This is a genomic window from Acinetobacter soli (assembly GCF_000760595.1).
Lineage (GTDB): Bacteria > Pseudomonadota > Gammaproteobacteria > Pseudomonadales > Moraxellaceae > Acinetobacter > Acinetobacter soli.
In genome coordinates this window covers 19,847-36,334 of sequence record NZ_BBNM01000008.1, presented here as the reverse complement: position 1 = coordinate 36,334, position 16,488 = coordinate 19,847, and the positions used below count along the sequence as shown (strand labels likewise).

The window sequence follows — 16,488 nt, the reverse complement described above, 5'->3', positions numbered from 1 at the left end:
TAGATCATGTTAAGCAATATGAATGGGGTGTTAGAACAGCTCGGGCTGGGGGCATTAAAACGTGCTGTGCATGTACAATTTAGTCATGCTGCCTTAAATGCGCAGGTTTTTTTACAGCGGATTGAGGGAAAACATGCCCTAAATGATGGCTTAAGTGTTGAGCTGACTTGTCTTTCCACCAATGCGCACATCGCATTAAAACAATTTATTGGATGTCGGGTGGCGGTCGATCAAGTGACCGATAGCGGTGCGCTCGCCAGAACATCTGGCATTATTACCCGTGCAACACAAGGGCAAAGTGATGGTGCACTAACTATTTACACGCTGACTTTACAAGATCCGACTGCACTTTGGCATAAGCGGCGGAACAGCCGTGTATTTATCAATAAAAGTGTACCCGAAATCAGCGAAATTCTGTTTAAAGAATGGCAAAGTAAAAGTCGCTTGTTTGCAGCAAGTTTAACGCTTGATTTGAGCGGTCTGAGCCAAGACTACGATATTCGCCCGCTCAGTATACAAATGAATGAAACTGACTATGAATTTCTCACGCGTTTATGGCGAAGTGAAGGGATAAACTGGTTGGTGGATGAAAAACATGTTGTGGTTGCACATGCTTTGCAAGAAATGGCGCCTCAAAAACTACGATTGATTGATCACAATCAGCCATTTTTAGCCCTTGAGCGTGGAGTGATTCGTTTTCATCGCAGCCATGCCACCGAATATTTTGACAGCATGACACAGCTTGTTGCGCATCGCCAATTACAATCTACCGCGACATATCTACAACGCTGGCAAGCCGATGCCTTGATTCAAGATGAAGGAAACGGATCGATTCAAAGTGCGCATCTGCACAGTGAACAGCACAGTAACGAAAGTTTAAGTCTAGAGCAGGCTTGGTCGATCGAACCTGCATGGACAACCGATTTAACAGGTGCCGATCAAGCAACCATTTCTAGTGCGCAGCAAATCGAAAAACTGAATCAGAATATGACCGCCTATCAAGAATTTCAGGCCAAATATTTTACTGCACATAGCAGCGTACGTGACGCGCAGGTCGGATACTGGTTTGAGCTGACGGGACATCCCGAAATAGATACGCATGAGCGCGCAGACCGACAATTTTTGATTTATGAAAAGCAATTTTACAATCAGAATAATTTGCCCAAAGCACTGCAACAGCAGGTTGAACGGCTTCAACCAGCTTCAACATTAAATTTTTTACAAAATCAGGAGCGTCAAGGTAATCAGTTGTCCTTGATTCGTCGTCAAATCAAGTTAGTGCCCGATTATCAGCCTTTGGTGCATCGTCCCGCCGTATATCCACAGCGAGCAAGGGTGGTCGGATCGGAAAATGAAGAAATTCACGTGGATGAATGGGGGCGCATTAAGGTTCGGTTTTTATTTACCCGAGCAGAAGACCATGCGCATGATACCGGTGCGGGCTCGAACGAAAATGATACAGATTCGGCTTGGGTCGATGTGCTCACACCATGGGCTGGTGAGCAATATGGCGCCAGATTTTTACCGCGTGTAGGCGAATTGGTGGTCATCGATTTCTTTGATGGTCACGTCGATCGGCCATTTGTGATTGGGCGTATCCATGAAGGACAACGCTCGCCTACAAAATTTGATGTAAAAGGCCAGTTGCCTGCCACACGAAACCTGAGTGGAATTCGCTCCAAAGAAGTCGCAGGAAGCGGATTTAATCAGCTACGTTTTGATGACACAACGGGTCAAATTAGTGCACAACTACAAAGCAGTCATGGTAATAGCCAATTGAATTTGGGCAATCTGAGCCACCCAAAGAACGAAGAAACCAGTCAGGGGCGTGGAGAAGGTTTTGAACTGAGAACTGATCATTATGGGGCGGTTCGTGCTGGCAAGGGTATGCTCATTAGTACTTATGCGCAGGAACAAGCGCAGAGTCAGCATCTGAGTGCCAAAGAAGCTAGCCATCAGTTGAATGGCAATTTGAATAATGTTAAAGCTTTAAGTGAAGTGGCGAACAATCAGCAGACTGACCCACTTGAAGGATTAGATAAGCTAAAACAGTTCGTAGAACAAATTGAACAAGAAGACAAGAGTAAGGCCACGGCTTTCAAACAGGCGATGATGATTCTAAGTGCTCCAGATAGTATTGCCTTAAGCAGTAATGCAGACATCTATCTGAGTGCTGACGGACAAATAAGTCATTATGTAGAAGAAAGTATCAATTTCAGTACTCAAAATAATCTTATTGCTCATGCACAAAATAGAATGAGCTTATTCGCTGCAAAAGCGGGTATCGAGATAATTGCTGCAAAGCAAAAAATTGAAGCACAAGCTCAGTCGGATGGTATAGATTTAATAGCCAAAAAAGAAGTTCGAGTCATATCAACTGAAGATACTATTCACATTAACAGTCCAAAAAAAATTATATTAACAGGGGGGAGTTCTCAAATTGAAATAGGAAATAATATTTTATTTAAAACAGGTGGATTATTCAAAGCTAAAGCGGGACAGCATAGGTTTGAGAGTGGTGCTAATGTTGTTGCTCCTAAGGTTAGTTTACCTACTGCAAAGACACTCTACAGCAATAAAGTTAATTACAATTGGAATATAAAATCTGAAGGAACAAAAGAAATTTTTATTTTAGATAACAAAAATAACAACGTCATAAAAACAAAATCAGACCAGCTTGATACTGATAATAATATAAGTTCTCTGCGATTTTATACTTCACAGGAAACAGAGTTTACAGCATTAGCATTTAACTCAGATTATATTCATATGAAGCAGGAAATATCTGATCAAGAAAATACAGATGAACTACTGGAAGAAGCCCTCAACAATGAAAGTGAATCTGGTGATGTTTATACAGAAGGGGATCTTCATCCATGAGCAATCTAATTACGATTACAACTAGATTTTATGATAAATCTGGGAGTTATTTCGCTAATCTTGAAGTCCAGTCAAGATATAAAGGCTCATCAAAAGTCAATATGCAGAAAACCAATGATCAAGGGGTGTTTGTATTTCAAGCTTCTCCAAATCGCACGATTGAGATTTTGGCTAGGCCCCCTAAACAAAAAGATTTTACTGTATTTAAGACCATCAATTCTTCTATATTTTCATCACGAACTCATCCAGTTAAGGTTCAATTACCTAAAACAATTGCTGAATATAATCAAGTCAATCAGCCCAAGCCCGCCAAAGGGATTGTAAGTACAGTCTTTAAGATCACAGATAGTAATGGAAAAGTTATGAAGAACTTTCCTGTTCAGTCGCGACCAAAGGGCAAAGGAAATTCACCCGATAAGTATACGAATGACGATGGCATTGTAGAAGTTCTATCCTCTCCTCATCGTGATATAGAAGTTCTTGTATTGACTTCTAAGGATGAATTTCAACTTAATTTTTCAGGTAATTCAGGCAATGGAGCGATACAGCCAAGTATTATAAAGTTAGACGAACCTTATGCTAACTTTAAAAGTAGTACTACAATTAAAATTTTAGATCGAGATGGAAATGACTACATTGTAGAAAAGACACATCTGGAAATGTTGATTTTGGAAAGTGGAAAGAAGCAGCTTTACAGTATATCTAATGGGAGGCTACCACTACAAAGTATGATCGGACAAAAATTAGAATTTGTAGTGTATAAACCAGATGGAAAGCCCTTAAAACCAATATCGTATTTTGCCAGACGAATGAAAAATAAGTCTCTTGAGCTGCATTTAGATGTTGATATAACGAAGGGCAATACAAAACTGGATGAGCCAGAAATCGATAAGAAAATTTCAGAAGATATATTGATCACGATGAATCAAATGAAAAAAATGTGGCCAAAAGCATCAGTTTCGAAAATGCAACCAATTTTAGATGAATTGAATAGAGATTTAATAGGCTATAAATTGAATACTCGTTTAAGACAAGCTCATTTTATGGCGCAAGTTAGACAAGAGGTAGGAGCATCTTTCTCATTGAGAGAACAAGTTGAATATATGGGTGCTACGGCATTGAAGCAAATTGGATATTATAAAACGCACCCGAAACAAGCTGAAATTGATGGGTATAAAAAGGAAAAAGGACCCGCAAATGGCGAAGTAATTGCAAATCGTATGTATGATGATAACTATCGAGATGCACAATATAAGTTAGGTAATACATCGCCTGGTGATGGTTGGAAATATCTGGGCAGGGGGTTGAAACAGTTAACAGGGAAAAATAATTATCAAGATTTAACTAATATGTACTCGACAATATGGTCGGATGAAAAAGTAGATTTTGTAAAGAACCCAAAATTAATTGAACAACCAAAATATGCAGTTAGATCAGCTATTAGATTTTGGTTAAAATATAAGTTATATGAGATAGCTGATAAAGGAACTACTGGAGCACAAGTGGATGCTATTACAAAAGTAATTAATAAAGCTACAGACTCATACTCTCAACGTCGTACACATTTTGCTCTGGCAATCAAGATTTTTATTTAACTAGGAGTTTTTACAAGATGAAAAAAAAACTAATAAGTGTTCTTTTGATTGTATTTTCAATAATATATTCTTCTAATTTAATTGCGGGTGATAAGTGTGATAAGAAAGAAACAATAAATTTGAGTGTTTTTAAGAAAAATGATTATAAATTTTATAATTATACGTGTAAATCTGATAAAGGCATATATTTAAAAAGTTATATTGGGAATTCAAAAAAGACAAAATTTTTGAATGAATATTATGATTTTGCTGCTAAGGAAGATCCTCAGCTTTTAGCTGTTAGTATATATAAGTCGAAAAAAAATAAACAGCCATTATTAATAACTCTTAATTCTGCATATTATTGCTGTAGTCCACAAATGGAAGGTTTTGTTTATAAGGTTAATTTTTATCAAATTGATTCAAACAATCAGGTTTTATTGGAAAATATAACTCATATATTTGATGAAAAATCAGAAGGATTTGAAGGTATGGCTGAGGGGAGAGTTTATTACAATTATAAAAATATTGCTTCAATAAAAGAATGGTTGGATAAAAACTATTGAAAATGATAATTTTAATATTTGGTAAATGAAAATATTTAAAAATTTTCTTTGGATTAACTCAGAAAGAGAAAAATTAGATATAGAAATAGATGGGTATGGTGCAGATAGAGCAAAAGGATTTACAAAGCTAAGGACTGAAAATTTATGAAATTTAAGTATTTATTTTTACTTGCTTTTTTGCTTAGTTTTAATGCTAACTCGAAAGACAACAATTTTTGTTTGTCAAATTGAAAAAATTCAATTTTATTAGTTTCTAAAAATTATCCAAATATTAGTGAAGTTAAATACTATCCTTATTTGAAATCTATAAAAATTTCGGAAATTATAAAGAAAGAATATGGCGATGATACTGAAGAAAAGCCAGAGGTTTATTATACTATGAATGAGTTGATTAATGGAAAAAATACTGGTAAGTATGTATTTATGCCCCAAGGTTGTGTTTTGTATAGCGTTGATTACTTAAACTTTAAGAGTAAAAAGATTACTGAATTTTCTAGAATTTATAATTATGAAATAAATTTAAAAAATATAAATTTTCTGTAATTGTATTTGCTTAAATATATATGAAATTTTGAAAAAATAAATATTTTTTCTTAATTATTTTTGAATCTTATTTATATTAATTGTAATTATTTATTAAGTAATTTTCTTGAATTGGATGGTTCTAAGTTTTTTAATATTATCAAAATTATAAGATTAAGAATATGCTAAATTTGAATAAGAAAGTAAAAATTTTAATTTTATCAGTTTTGATGTCTTCGTGTGTTCATGCAGATCAAGATATTGTGACATGTAAACCTAATAGTGTGGTTTTTAATGATATATTAAATTGTTTTCTCATTGAGTTTAAAAAAGTCGATAAAGATTTAAATTTTATTTATCAGAAAAAAATGGAAAAATTATCTGAAAAAGATAGAATCAAGTTGAAAATATCTCAAAGAAATTGGATTAAGAAGAAAGAAAATTTATGTGTTGCAAATGAAGAAGAGTACGGACGAGAAAGTCATTTCGAGGCATTAGCATGCCAAACAAAAATGACAAAAGAGCGAATTTTATTCTTAAAGAATTATTAAGTAATAGATATGATTTGTTATATTTAAATATAGAATTAATTAGCTTGTTAAAATTAAGAAAAACCTTAATTAAAACAAACGAGGTTTTTCTTAATTGTTTCAAGACTATGATTCAGACTGGATGAAAGATAACTATTTATCCTCCAAAACACCCTCCAACATCTCTTCACTCGGTGCAAAATAATACGCACCATCCAGTGGTGTCACAAAATGCAGCAGTCGGTCATGAATACCATCGCCACTGGTTCCAAACATACGCTCTAGCATTTGATCAATTCTGCTCAGGTCTTTGGTATAGGCAATAAAAAATAAACCTTGATCGCCTTTTCCATCGCCATAAGGCAGGCTATGGCGCAGAATTTCTAATTCTTCACCTTCCTCATCTTCTACCACTGTTCGTGCAACATGGGCATTATCTGGTTTTACATCGTCATCAAGTTCAATAGATTCCAGTTTGGTGCGCCCCATCACCTGTTCTTGCGCATCAACTTTGAGTTTTTTCCACTTTTCAAGGTCATGCGCATAACGCTGTGCGAAAACAAAACTTCCATCTGTAAAAATTGTATGTTGATCACCCAGTAATGCTGTTTCTGCACGATCGTCTGGAAACTGTGGATTTTCAGTGCCATCTATAAAGCCCGTGATATCGCGACCATCGAAGTATCTAAAGCATACACGTTCATCCAAAACTTCTACTTGATCCTGTATGCCCTCAAAAAAAGCCTGACTTAAAGCAAAACAGATATCTGCACGAGTACTGGCAATATGAATGAGGAGATCGGCGGGCACTGCGGGCATATGAAAAGCACCGTGAATCGGTTCAAGTGTCTTAAACCCTTCAGGAGTCTGTGTATAAAGCTGTTTCCACAAAGCTGCACCAAATGCTACACCTGTTTTGATCTGCGCATTGGGATGTTGTGTGATCAATCGATCGCGGGTTGTCAATAAAGCCTGTAATTGTTTCTTTAAGCCTTCTACCGACAAGCTACCCAAGTTTAAAACAATAAAACGCGCATGATCTGAGGGTAGGGGGAGAATGACAGATTGAGCAGTCACCAGTAACTCCTAAAGCATTATTTAAATTCAATATTTCTCTATTGTGCCGTATCTTTTATGCATATTAAATACGCGGTAGCGATATTTTTATCGATGATTAGAATCGGATTCATACAACAGGTATAATCCCATTTTTGCTTTATGTTCAGGTTATGTCATTTCAAGTTTGGATAGGCTATATGCTGGCGTGTTGGGTGATTAGTCTATCTCCCGGCGCAGGTGCGATCGCCTCAATGTCGAGTGGTTTGAATTACGGCTTTCGTCGTGGCTATTGGAACGCACTTGGCCTACAGTTAGCACTTTTGGTGCAAATTGGAATCGTTGCAGCCGGTGTGGGCGTACTGTTTACCACAACACCGTGGGCTTTTTTACTGGTGAAATGGTTTGGAATCGGTTATTTGCTCTATTTGGCCTATTTGCAGTGGACGGCGCCTGTTCAATCGATTCAGATTCATTCCGAGCAACTTGAAATTTCTCGTCAGCGTCTGATTCTTAAGGGTTTTGTTGTCAATATCAGTAATCCAAAAGCGATCGTGTTCTTGCTCGCGGTATTGCCACAATTTATTGATCTAGCGCGCCCGCAAGCACCACAGTACGGCATTATGGCCCTAACCATGGTGCTGATCGATTTGATTGTAATGGCAGGATATACCGGATTGGCTGCCAAGGTACTGCGCTTATTACGCTCACCACGACAGCAAAAATATCTCAATCGCAGCTTTGCGGTGATGTTTAGTGGTGCAGCGCTCTTGCTGAGCATGGTCAATCAAACACACTAAACCCTGATACTTATAAATATTTGGGTTGCTGACGGCGCGCCTTAATTTTTTGAACCAGAAAAATTGCGATAAACAACATCGACATACAAATTACAATACTTAAGCCTGTGGCAATGTTTAAGCCCGCGCTGGACCAGAGTCCAATACTCACACCCAGTTGAGCAAACACAAATGCCCAGATCACCATTTGTTTAGGGGAGTGCGCCACCAGACGTGCCGTCAAGGCTGGAATAACCAGTAAAGCGCCCATCAGCAGAGAACCTACAGCACGTAGCGCAAGCACTGTAAATAAGGCCAACAGCAACATGAAAATCAAGCGTTGCCATTTGGCATTTACACCTTCACTAATGGCGATATCTGGATCAATCGCGATCTGAATTTGTGCTTGCCAATACCGATACAAAATGCACAGTGCAAAACCAATCACGATCACAAAGATTGGTAACTCATCCCAGCTAATGGTGAGCAGGTCGCCAAATAAGTAGCTGAGCAATTCAGGGCGTAAGCTAGGTAAATATTGAATAAACAATAATCCTGAGCAGAGTAGCGTCGCTGAACACAATGCCAGTAAAGCATCGTTGGGTAAGCGTGGATCATGTAAGACCCATAAAATACCCACCAGCAACAAAGCCAGCAGGGTGACGCCAAACCATAACGGTAAACTCAGAGCACCTGCCACCGCAACACCGAGTAACGTGCCGTGGGCCATGGTGTCTGCAAAAAAGGACATTCTGCGCCACAGCATCAGACAGCCCAACGGCGCGGTCAAAAATACCAGTAAAGTGCCCATCGTCCATGCGGGAAGGAGGAGTTGTAGCCACTCGGTCATGGATTAAGCTTCCGGTTCGGGATGAATATGAGGGTGATCAAGATGTGCACAAGGCTCCACATGGTCGCCATGGGCACAATGATCGTGATGATGTTGATAGGGCACGCGCTGACCGCCAAAAATTGCCAAGTATTCAGGATGTTGCTGAACACTTTCAGGCAAGCCGCTACAACAAATATGTTTGTTGAGGCAGATCACGCGCTGTGTACCTTGCATGACCCACTGTAAGTCATGCGACACCATCAAAATAGCGCAGCCATAGCGCTCGGGAAGACTACGTACGTAATCATAAAGCTCGGCCTCTGACTGAATATCGAGACCTTGCATCGGCTCATCCAGAACCAAAATATCCGGTTGACGCAATAACGCACGTGCTAACAGCACACGTTGTCGTTCACCGCCAGACAATTGCTGTACTTTAGCTAAAAGCAATTTGGCAATGCCCGTATCTTGAACAATTTCATCCCGTAACGACTTACTGCACTTTTCTAGGTCGAGCAGATCTTTTACCCGCAGCGGTAAACTGTGTGAAGGATTGAATTTTTGTGGCACATAGGCCATCTTGAGTTTTTTGGCGGTGCGGATTTTGCCTTGCGTGGGCTTGGTAATGCCCAGTAATACTTTAATTAAAGTCGACTTTCCTGCACCGTTGGGACCAATCAAGGTCACAATTTCATTTTGATGCAAGGCAAAGTCAATATTTTTAAGGATATCTCTGTCATCGCGATGAACAAAAATTCCATCTAAGCGAATAAGCTCAGAGGTTAACGCGGCTGGGTGCACTGCTGACATTTTCCAGAAATTTCAATAATCGTATGCTGCGCACTGAACTGATCAGAGGCGGCCAGCTGATTGAGTTGGCTGGTAAGGCCTTGAGAAGATGCTTCTTTTACCACATGACATTCGGTACAAATCAGGAATGCAGCCTGATGCCCTTCACGTGGATGACAACAAGGAATATAGGCATTGATTGACGTCAAACGATGAATCAGACCTTTTTCAAGTAAAAAATCCAACGTTCGGTAAACTGTCGGCGGGGCAGCAGGGCGGTCAGAATCGCTTTTAATTTTCGCAAGCAAGTCGTAGGCACCCATCGGACCCGATGCATTTAAGATCAGTTCCAGAACTTCTTTACGTAATGGTGTTAAGCGTGCTCCCGCTGCGGCACATAAGCTTTCTGCTTCAGCCAGACGCGCAGCTACATTGTGATGGTCATGGACCCCATGTAATGCATTGTGATGTTCGTGGGAACAGGAGCTCATAAGACAACCTCGTAGTTTTATCAAATATTAACATGAACTCATAGATGTTACGATTAGGCTTAGGAATTTTTGCAATTTTGTTATAGTATAACACAGTTCCAGATCTAGGTTTTAATTTGCTCATGTTGCGTTTTGTGCTGATTTGTTGTTTGACTCTTTTAAGTGCTGCCAGTTGGGCACAAGGTCCCTTGGTGGTATCTACTCATCCTTTATATTTGATTGCCCAAAAAATTACGGCAGGCGTGGAAGAACCACAACTATTATTAAGCAATCAATCCGGGCATGACGTTCAGTTGATGCCTGCACACCGCAAAGCCATACAAGATGCGTCTTTGGTGATCTGGTTGGGTAAGGCGCATGAAGCACCTTTGGCTAAATTGCTCGACAATAACGCAAAAGCAGTTTCCATCATTAACTCCCAGATTGGCACATCACTCCCGCAACGAACCACGCGTGGGGTGCCGATTGCCAATACGATCGATACGCACGTATGGCTCGATCCTAATAATGCGGTACGCATTGGCTTCTTTATTGCGGCATTACGCTCGCAGCAAATGCCAGAAAACAAAACCAAATACTGGAATAACGCACGCTTATTTGCCCGAGACATGCTACAGGCTGCGCAAAAGTACAACAGTACTGCCGCTCCAAAACCTTACTGGTCGTATCACGATGCCTACCAATATCTAGAGCGCTCACTGAATCTTAAATTTGCCGGTGCACTGACGGATGATCCACATGTAGCACCAACAGTAGGTCAAATCAAATACTTAAATGACAACCGTCCAAGTGAGAGAATGTGCCTCATGGCCGAAGCACATGCCAGCAAAAACCAATATCAAAAACTTAGCCCAATTGTCTTTGAGTCGGTAGACGAAAGTCTGACAGGTGAAAATGACTTTGTCGTCGCTTGGCAGAAACTGGCCAGTCAAACCGTGAAATGTGTGCAAACAGCAAGCAAATAAGCACATTATTGTGAAGCGCTTCCCACTCTTGAAGCGCGAAGCAATCTTAGAAAAAAACATGACTTAGGTCGGGAAATGATTGCATGTTTAGGGGGTGGGCTCTATAATGCCTGCGATTAAAAACGATCAACTGCGAAACTTGTCAAGCATTCATGCTGTGAGTGGATAAACAATGAGCCGACCTAGTCGCTTGATTGACCGACGATTAGCGAAAGCAATGGTCTTCTTACAAGCATTAATGATCCCTGTTTCTAGCTTGATTGCATGGGGAGTGAAAGACTCAACTGCTGCACTAAGTGCTGCTTTGGGGGCTTTTGTATGCTGGATTGCACACGTATATTTTTGTTGGCAGTCATTCCGTGCAGCTGGAGCTAGAGCATCTAGACAGGTTCTCTCCAATATGTATCGAGGCATATTGGGAAAATTTGCAATCGTGATCGTTGGATTTATTTTAATTTTAAGCAACGTCAAACCGTTATCACCGGTGGCATTGTTTTGTGGTTTTATTCTCGTTCAAGCCATGTCGTGGGTCGCTCCGTTTTGGGTGTCACGTCTACAAAAACGAGTTTAGGCACATCAAAAGTTGAAAAATTTTTTGAGTGTGACGAGATATCAAGCAGCTTGCGAGATTCGTCTACTCTTTTTAGTAATTGACATTGACCAGGTGTGATTTATGGCTGCTGAAGAACATGCCCTTACTTCGACAGAGTATATCAAGCATCACTTGACCAATTTGACCTATGGCAAAATGCCGGACGGAACTTGGAAATTGGCTGAGAATGCAAAAGAAGCTCAAGAAATGGGGTTTTCTGCTATTCACTTGGACTCGATGGGTTGGTCAATCGGCCTTGGTATCATTTTCTGTTTGGTTTTCTGGTGTGCTGCAAAAGCTGCAAAAGCGGATGTGCCATCAAAATTCCAATCTGCAATCGAAATGATTATCGAGTTTGTTGATTCCAGCGTTCGCGATACCTTCCATGGTAAATCACGTCTGATTGCGCCTCTTGCTTTGACCATTTTTGTGTGGATTTTCCTCATGAACTTGATGGACCTTATCCCTGTGGATTGGGTGCCGATGTTGGCTCAAATTATTGGTGCACACGTGTTTGGCATGGACCCTCACCATGTTTATTTCAAAATCGTACCATCTACTGACCCGAACATTACCCTAGGTATGTCGCTGTCTGTATTTGTGCTGATTTTGTTTTACAGCATTCGTGAGAAAGGCATTGGCGGATTTGTTGGTGAATTGGCACTTAACCCATTTAACCCAAGTAACCCAGTTGCAAAAGCGTTGTTGATTCCAGTGAACTTAATTCTGGAATTGGTAACTTTCCTTGCACGACCAATTTCATTGGCTCTACGACTTTTCGGTAACATGTATGCGGGTGAGTTGATTTTCATCTTGATCGCACTTTTACCGTTTTGGATTCAATGGGCATTGTCCGTGCCTTGGGCAATCTTCCACATTCTCGTCATCACGTTGCAGGCATTCATTTTCATGATGCTGACCATCGTATACTTGAGCATGGCAAGCGAAAAGCATTAATGGTTTATCCCTAGTTATCATAGGGATAGCTAGGTACAATTTTTAGTTTAATTTGGTAATAACCTAACCTCTGAGGAATTTTTCATGGAACTCACTTTAGGTCTAGTTGCAATTGCATCTGCTATCTTGATCGCTTTCGGTGCTTTAGGTACTGCGATTGGTTTTGGTCTTTTAGGTGGTCGCTTTTTAGAAGCTGTTGCTCGTCAACCAGAACTTGCTCCACAACTTCAAACTCGTATGTTCTTAATCGCAGGTCTTCTTGATGCTGTGCCTATGATCGGTGTTGGTATTGGCTTGTTCTTCATCTTCGCTAATCCGTTTGTAGGTTAATCATCTTAATTCCGAAATCCACCATTTTGAGGAATTGCTATGAATATTAACCTCACATTGATTGGTCAAGCGATTGCATTTGCGATTTTCGTCGCATTCTGCATGAAATTCGTTTGGCCACCACTAATCAATGCGATTAGTGAGCGTCAGCGCAAAATCGCTGATGGCTTAAATGCTGCTGAAAAAGCAAAGGCGGATCTCGCTGATGCTCAGGCGCAAGTTAAGCAAGAGCTTGATGCTGCTAAAGCACAAGCGGCTCAATTGATCGAACAAGCGAACCGTCGTGCAGCACAATTGATTGAAGAAGCGCGCACCCAAGCAACTGCTGAAGGTGAACGTATTCGTCAACAGTCAAAAGAGACTGTTGATCAAGAAATCAATGCTGCTCGCGAAGAATTACGTCAACAAGTGGCTGCTTTGGCAGTTGATGGTGCAGAAAAAATTCTGAGCCAGCAAGTTGATCAACAAGCTCATGCTGCCATGCTTGAACAGCTGGCTGCTAAACTTTAAGCGAGGGAAGTATGGCTGAACTCTTGACGTTGGCACGCCCGTACGCTAAAGCAGCTTTTGCTTACGCTTCTGAGCAGGGTGCGACAGATAACTGGTCCACAGCATTACAAGTGCTCAGTGCAGCGGTGCAAGACGAAGCATTTTCCGCTTATTTGAATCGTCCTGAACTTACTCCTTCGGAGCAAGTTGAGCTTTTCGCTAAAATTTTAGGTGAAGATCAATCACAAGCAGTGTCAAATTTTTTGACGCTTCTTGCTGATAATGATCGTTTGATTCTTTTGCCAGAAATCGCAGAAGAATACGAAGAGCTTAAATCACAGAATAACAACGTGGTAGATGTCGTGATTGAATCGGCATTTCCATTGTCTGCTGAACAAGAACAACTGTTAAAAACTGCTCTCGAAAAGCGTTATAACAGCTCTGTGACGATCGCAGTAGAAGTGAAGCCTGCATTAATTGCAGGTGTTGTTATTCGTGCAGGCGATCAAGTGATAGATGATTCTGCGCTGAACAAGCTTGAAAAAATGCGGACTCGTCTTCTTGCATAATGCATAAAAGAAGACTGAACTTTAAAAAGATTGAGGAATAGCGCAATGCAACAACTGAATCCATCCGAGATCAGTGCGCTCATTAAACAGCGTATAGGCGATCTGGACACCAGCGCGACCGCGAAGAACGAAGGTACCATCGTCATGGTATCTGACGGTATCGTGCGCATTCACGGTCTTGCTGACGCAATGTACGGTGAAATGATCGAATTTGACGGCGGCTTATTTGGTATGGCACTGAACCTAGAACAGGATTCAGTGGGTGCCGTTGTTTTAGGTAACTACCTAAGCCTTCAAGAAGGTCAAAAAGCTCGTTGTACCGGTCGTGTACTTGAAGTGCCAGTTGGTCCTGAACTTCTTGGCCGTGTCGTAGATGCTTTGGGTAATCCAATTGATGGTAAAGGCCCAATTGATGCGAAATTAACTGATGCTGTTGAAAAAGTAGCACCAGGCGTAATTTGGCGTCAATCGGTCGACGAACCTGTTCAAACTGGTTATAAATCAGTTGATACCATGATCCCTGTAGGTCGTGGCCAGCGTGAGTTGATCATTGGTGACCGTCAAACTGGTAAAACAGCAATGGCAATCGATGCGATCATCGCTCAGAAACATTCAGGCATTAAATGCGTATACGTTGCAATTGGTCAAAAACAATCGACCATCGCAAACGTAGTGCGTAAGCTTGAAGAAACTGGCGCTATGGCGTACACCACTGTTGTCGCTGCTGCGGCTGCTGATCCTGCTGCTATGCAGTACTTGGCACCGTACTCAGGCTGTACAATGGGTGAATACTTCCGTGACCGCGGTGAAGATGCGTTGATCATTTATGATGATTTGTCTAAGCAAGCTGTTGCTTACCGTCAAATCTCATTGCTTCTTCGTCGTCCACCAGGTCGTGAAGCATATCCAGGTGACGTATTCTATCTTCACTCTCGTCTTCTTGAGCGTGCTTCGCGCGTTTCAGCAGACTACGTTGAGAAATTCACGAATGGCGCAGTAACGGGTCAAACCGGTTCTTTGACTGCATTGCCAATCATTGAAACTCAAGCGGGTGACGTATCTGCATTCGTACCAACCAACGTAATTTCGATTACCGACGGTCAGATCTTCCTTGAAACATCATTGTTCAACGCGGGTATTCGTCCTGCTGTGAACGCGGGTATTTCGGTATCGCGTGTTGGTGGTTCAGCTCAAACCAAGATCATCAAGAAATTGTCTGGTGGTATCCGTACCGCTCTTGCACAATATCGTGAATTGGCTGCGTTTGCTCAGTTTGCTTCTGACCTTGACGAAGCAACGCGTAAACAACTTGAGCATGGTCAACGTGTAACTGAGTTAATGAAGCAGAAACAATATGCGCCTTACTCAATTGCAGACCAAGCTGTTTCTGTTTATGCATCTAACGAAGGCTACATGGCTGACGTAGAAGTGAAGAAAATCGTAGACTTTGATGCTGCGCTAATTTCTTACTTCCGTTCTGAATATGCGCCTTTGATGCAACAGATCGATGAAACTGGTGATTACAACAAAGACATCGAAGCAGCAATCAAATCAGGTATTGAGAGCTTCAAAGCGACTCAAACTTACTAAGTTTATCTTTAGTTAAGTTTGGTTCACGGATCAACCTTCGAAGGCTCGAAAGAGCTTTCGACTACTAGGTTAAGCGTATGGCAAATTTAAAAGAAATTCGCGCCAAAGTAGCCAGTATCAAGAGCACGCAAAAGATTACTCGCGCGATGCAAATGGTGGCTGCTTCTAAAATGCGTCGTGCGCAAGAGCGCATGGCCCAAGGCCGTCCGTATGCCGATAATATGCGCCGTGTAATTGCTCACTTGGTCCAAGCAAACCCTGAATACAAACATCGTTATATGGTTGATCGCCCTGTTAAGCGTGTTGGCTATATCGTGGTGTCTTCAGATCGTGGTTTGGCAGGTGGCTTGAACATTAACTTGTTCAAGAAAGTTGTGCAGCATGTCAAAGCACAACAACAGCAGTCAATTGAAGTTGAATTTGCTTTGATTGGTCAAAAAGCGGTTTCGTTTTTTAAGAATTACGGCGGTAAAGTGCTTGGTGCAACGACCCAGCTTGGCGATGCGCCAAGTCTTGAACAGTTGACAGGCTCAGTACAGGTCATGCTTGATGCATTTGACAAAGGCGAGTTAGATCGTATCTACCTTGTGTCAAATGGCTTCGTCAATGCAATGACTCAGCAGCCTAAAGTTGAACAACTTGTTCCTTTAGCACCAGCAGAAGAAAGCGATAACCTCAACCGTACTTATGGTTGGGACTATATCTACGAACCAGAAGCAGAACAATTGTTAAATGGTTTGTTGGTTCGCTATATCGAGTCGATGGTTTATCAAGGTGTAATTGAAAACGTTGCATGTGAGCAATCAGCTCGTATGGTCGCAATGAAAGCAGCGACAGACAACGCAGGACAATTGATTAAAGACCTACAACTCATTTACAACAAGCTGCGTCAAGCCGCGATTACTCAGGAAATTTCCGAGATCGTTGGCGGTGCCGCTGCCGTTTAACATTATTAAGTTTGAATTGAGGAGACAGCA

General features: G+C 41.0%; 17 protein-coding genes. 13 read left to right on the top strand and 4 right to left on the bottom strand.

Features of this window, described 5'->3' with window-relative positions:
- Window positions 1-6 precede the first annotated feature (6 nt).
- The 4 genes from Aso01_RS10560 (at window position 7) to Aso01_RS10545 (ending at window position 6,093) form a co-directional block, all read left to right on the top strand.
- Window positions 7-2,880: a type VI secretion system Vgr family protein gene (locus tag Aso01_RS10560; RefSeq protein WP_004941590.1), complete on the top strand. Its 2,874-nt coding sequence runs from the start codon at window positions 7-9 to the stop codon at window positions 2,878-2,880.
- Entirely contained in the window at window positions 2,877-4,475 is a 1,599-nt protein-coding gene (locus Aso01_RS10555) for a glycoside hydrolase family 19 protein (RefSeq protein WP_004941588.1), read from the top strand. Before Aso01_RS10560 ends, Aso01_RS10555 begins: the two co-directional genes overlap by 4 nt.
- 17 nt (window positions 4,476-4,492) lie before the next feature.
- Window positions 4,493-5,020, top strand: a complete 528-nt coding sequence (locus tag Aso01_RS10550; RefSeq protein WP_004941586.1) for a hypothetical protein — start codon at window positions 4,493-4,495, stop codon at window positions 5,018-5,020.
- Between the two features lie 704 nt (window positions 5,021-5,724).
- Window positions 5,725-6,093 carry a lysozyme inhibitor LprI family protein gene (locus Aso01_RS10545; protein WP_004941585.1) on the top strand — a complete coding sequence of 123 codons (369 nt, stop codon included), beginning with the start codon at window positions 5,725-5,727 and terminating at the stop codon, window positions 6,091-6,093.
- 132 nt (window positions 6,094-6,225) lie between these two features.
- Here the strand turns inward: Aso01_RS10545 and Aso01_RS10540 are convergent, their stop codons facing one another.
- On the bottom strand, window positions 6,226-7,149 hold the full coding sequence (locus tag Aso01_RS10540; RefSeq protein WP_004941581.1) for a Dyp-type peroxidase: 924 nt from the start codon (window positions 7,147-7,149) through the stop codon (window positions 6,226-6,228).
- 152 nt (window positions 7,150-7,301) lie between these two features.
- On the opposite strand from Aso01_RS10540, the gene Aso01_RS10535 reads away from it, so the two are divergent.
- On the top strand, window positions 7,302-7,928 hold the full coding sequence (locus Aso01_RS10535) for a LysE family transporter (RefSeq protein WP_025095882.1): 627 nt from the start codon (window positions 7,302-7,304) through the stop codon (window positions 7,926-7,928).
- 10 nt (window positions 7,929-7,938) lie between these two features.
- On the opposite strand, the gene znuB is transcribed toward Aso01_RS10535, so the two are convergent.
- The 3 genes from znuB to Aso01_RS10520 are packed head-to-tail and all read right to left on the bottom strand — an operon-like array spanning window position 7,939 to window position 10,019.
- The gene (gene znuB / locus Aso01_RS10530) at window positions 7,939-8,757 is read right to left on the bottom strand and encodes a zinc ABC transporter permease subunit ZnuB (RefSeq protein ID WP_004941578.1); all 819 of its coding nucleotides are present in this window, start codon (window positions 8,755-8,757) and stop codon (window positions 7,939-7,941) included.
- A gap of 3 nt (window positions 8,758-8,760) precedes the next feature.
- On the bottom strand, window positions 8,761-9,549 hold the full coding sequence (gene znuC / locus Aso01_RS10525; RefSeq protein WP_004941575.1) for a zinc ABC transporter ATP-binding protein ZnuC: 789 nt from the start codon (window positions 9,547-9,549) through the stop codon (window positions 8,761-8,763).
- Entirely contained in the window at window positions 9,522-10,019 is a 498-nt protein-coding gene (locus tag Aso01_RS10520; protein ID WP_004941573.1) for a transcriptional repressor, read from the bottom strand. Before Aso01_RS10520 ends, znuC begins: the two co-directional genes overlap by 28 nt.
- 122 nt (window positions 10,020-10,141) lie before the next feature.
- Between Aso01_RS10520 and Aso01_RS10515 the strand changes: the two genes are divergently transcribed.
- The 8 genes from Aso01_RS10515 to atpG all read left to right on the top strand — a co-directional run bounded on the left by Aso01_RS10515 (window position 10,142) and on the right by atpG (window position 16,458).
- Window positions 10,142-10,984 (top strand): metal ABC transporter solute-binding protein, Zn/Mn family, encoded by an 843-nt coding sequence (locus Aso01_RS10515; protein WP_004941571.1) that lies wholly within the window; start codon window positions 10,142-10,144, stop codon window positions 10,982-10,984.
- A gap of 172 nt (window positions 10,985-11,156) precedes the next feature.
- Window positions 11,157-11,555 (top strand): ATP synthase subunit I, encoded by a 399-nt coding sequence (locus tag Aso01_RS10510; RefSeq protein ID WP_004941569.1) that lies wholly within the window; start codon window positions 11,157-11,159, stop codon window positions 11,553-11,555.
- 102 nt (window positions 11,556-11,657) lie between these two features.
- Window positions 11,658-12,533 carry a F0F1 ATP synthase subunit A gene (gene atpB / locus Aso01_RS10505; RefSeq protein ID WP_004941567.1) on the top strand — a complete coding sequence of 292 codons (876 nt, stop codon included), beginning with the start codon at window positions 11,658-11,660 and terminating at the stop codon, window positions 12,531-12,533.
- Window positions 12,534-12,617: 84 nt separating this feature from the next.
- Window positions 12,618-12,863, top strand: coding sequence for a F0F1 ATP synthase subunit C (gene atpE, locus Aso01_RS10500; RefSeq protein ID WP_000424060.1), 246 nt, complete (start codon window positions 12,618-12,620; stop codon window positions 12,861-12,863).
- A gap of 39 nt (window positions 12,864-12,902) precedes the next feature.
- Window positions 12,903-13,373 (top strand): F0F1 ATP synthase subunit B, encoded by a 471-nt coding sequence (locus Aso01_RS10495; protein WP_004941564.1) that lies wholly within the window; start codon window positions 12,903-12,905, stop codon window positions 13,371-13,373.
- A gap of 11 nt (window positions 13,374-13,384) precedes the next feature.
- Complete coding sequence (locus Aso01_RS10490) at window positions 13,385-13,921, top strand: F0F1 ATP synthase subunit delta (RefSeq protein ID WP_004941560.1); 537 nt, start codon at window positions 13,385-13,387, stop codon at window positions 13,919-13,921.
- A gap of 45 nt (window positions 13,922-13,966) precedes the next feature.
- On the top strand, window positions 13,967-15,511 hold the full coding sequence (gene atpA / locus Aso01_RS10485; RefSeq protein WP_004941557.1) for a F0F1 ATP synthase subunit alpha: 1,545 nt from the start codon (window positions 13,967-13,969) through the stop codon (window positions 15,509-15,511).
- 77 nt (window positions 15,512-15,588) lie between these two features.
- Window positions 15,589-16,458, top strand: coding sequence for a F0F1 ATP synthase subunit gamma (gene atpG / locus Aso01_RS10480; RefSeq protein ID WP_004941554.1), 870 nt, complete (start codon window positions 15,589-15,591; stop codon window positions 16,456-16,458).
- The last annotated feature ends 30 nt before the right edge of the window (window positions 16,459-16,488 follow it).